General features: G+C 39.0%; 2 protein-coding genes. One reads left to right on the forward strand and one right to left on the reverse strand.

Features of this window, described 5'->3' with window-relative positions; translation table 11 throughout:
* Window positions 1–31: 31 nt before the first annotated feature.
* A complete protein-coding gene (locus AC04Q1_RS26380) occupies window positions 32–1,657 on the reverse strand; it encodes an ISL3 family transposase (RefSeq protein WP_478367511.1) in 1,626 nt (541 codons plus the stop codon).
* Between the two features lie 67 nt (window positions 1,658–1,724).
* Between AC04Q1_RS26380 and AC04Q1_RS26385 the strand changes: the two genes are divergently transcribed.
* Window positions 1,725–2,192 carry a helix-turn-helix domain-containing protein gene (locus AC04Q1_RS26385; protein WP_131029858.1) on the forward strand — a complete coding sequence of 156 codons (468 nt, stop codon included), beginning with the start codon at window positions 1,725–1,727 and terminating at the stop codon, window positions 2,190–2,192.
* Window positions 2,193–2,229: the final 37 nt, after the last annotated feature.

A 2,229-nucleotide genomic window follows, 5' to 3' on the forward strand; every position in this document is an offset into this window, starting at 1 on the left:
GCAATAGTGGCTCTCCGTCACTTTTGGTGAATTATGCTGATTTTGCAAGTACCATTTTTCTTAGCAGCTGAAACCCTGCCTTGCCGTACATCTTTCTTTTAATTGTTTTAATACGATTGACCTGCCCTTCAACCTGCCCATTACTTATATTGGTTATCACTGCATTATTTACTGCATCATAATCTTTTAAAAGGTTTTTTGCAAAATTGTTCAAACCGCAATCAGATTCAAACACCTCTTCAATCCAGGTTTTCAGCGTGCCATCTTTTTTAGTCTTAAATAGGTTTTTAAAGCCTTTAACTAACTTTTCCATTTTCTTCATTTGTGGGTATTTTTCAAATAGAAGCTTTAGAAAATCTTTGTCATCAGCTCTTTTTAGTTCACAGGGCTCCATGTATAGCATAAGTGATAATCTGGTGGGAGACCAGGTTTTTACCAGTATTGGACCTGTGGATTTCGGTCGAAGAGCTGGTTGCGTATTCTTAAGCTCATTCATTTTATTGCAAAACTGGGTGTACTTCCCGTTAAAACCCATCTCAACAATTGTTTTATGCAATTCCCGGTAAGTTTTTACTCTATTTTCTTCCTGCATCAAAAAACCAATAAAGGCGTCCAGATTAGTTGTGGTATGTGCCTGTCTTTTAACCAGCTTTTCCATCATCGTGTATTTTCTCACGGTTGTACGGGTTAATTTTACAGTCTTGGCAATCTGTCTTATACTGCTACCCTTACTATAAAGATCTTTGACTTTTTCGAACTTGTGCAGCTTGTCAATACTGATATTGGCAGTTGTTAAAATATCTTCTGTAATCTGTAGCATATTTTGAACTGCTGATTCGGTCTCAACGGTCTTAGCAGGCTTATTTTTCGGCTGATTATAAAGTGTAAACGCCTCCCTGAGTTCTTTTCCCTTCGATTGAAATATCCTTTTAGTCGCATCCCCGAGATTCATAAGCAGGTGAAAGCGGTCTGCAACCTGACTGGCATCAGGCGCTCCTGTCTTTATACCTAATGCATATGGACCGTATCTATCTCTTGAAACCGTTTTTATCTCGGGGTGTTGTTTCAGCCATTCGGATAAAGTAGCCGATTCCCGGTCCGGCAACAGATCTACAACTTCCTTTTTCGCTAAATCAACGATGACCGTTCCGTAAGTTTTTCCTTTTTTAAATGCCCAGTCATCTACGCCAATAACGCCTGAGGTTAGTTTTTTAGGTTGGATATCCAAACGCTTTACCACTCTTAATATTGTGGACGGGCTTACAGGTACACCGGCGTAGCGGCTAATAGCTGCTCCTGTATTCCCGCCAAGCTCAAGGGCCATTCTGGCGAGAAGATCATTCGATCGGATCATCCTTCTGTAGTATGGTTTTATTTCACAATCAAACCGTTCGGTAAAGACTTTCCTGGGGCATTCAGGGTTATCACAGAAATATTTTCTAGCTTTAAGTTGAACTTTTGACAAATGGCCGGAAATAGGTAAATCCAAAAGAGTCCTGGAATACCGACTATGAATTTTACTGCTCTTTTTATTACAAACGGGGCAAATTGAACAGGTTTGACATACAGAGGTATCAATATATAGTATTCCTGGTTCCGAATGGATTGAGTCAGCTCGAAGCTGCACATTTGTAGGAAGTATAAATTGCGATATCATAGTAAAAAGTATATTATAAAATTACACATATTTACACTTATATTTGTTGGTCTTAAAAAAAGCTACCGTGGGGAAATCAGTATTGAAGATTCAGCGTGCAGAAGCTGATGAAATAAAGAAAATCTTAAACAAGAATGAAGCTTACACAGTTGGAGCAAGGCTTAATATTGTTTACCTGGTTGCGTTGGGACATTCCAGCAGAAAGCTGTCTGAACTTCATAATATAAGTTTTAAACAGATAACCAACTGGGTGCATCGTTTTGAGAATGAAGGCATAGAAGGACTAAAGGACAAGAAAGGAAGAGGACGACATAGCGCATTGTCGAATGAACAGCTCGAAACAATAAAAACAGTTGTCCTAAAACAGATCCCCTCAGACTATGGGCTTGAATCAAACAGGTGGACCGGACCAACCTTAGCAAAATGGATTAAACAGGAATACGGGTTAGCGTATCAGAAAGCACAAGTGTACAACTTGCTAGAAAAAGTTGGTGTAACCTTTAAAAAGAAGCAGGGGCTAACAAATAATGTGTAGTTTTTTAATATACTTTCACCAAAAGTGACGAAGAACC

It is taken from the genome of Pedobacter humicola (assembly GCF_056490705.1).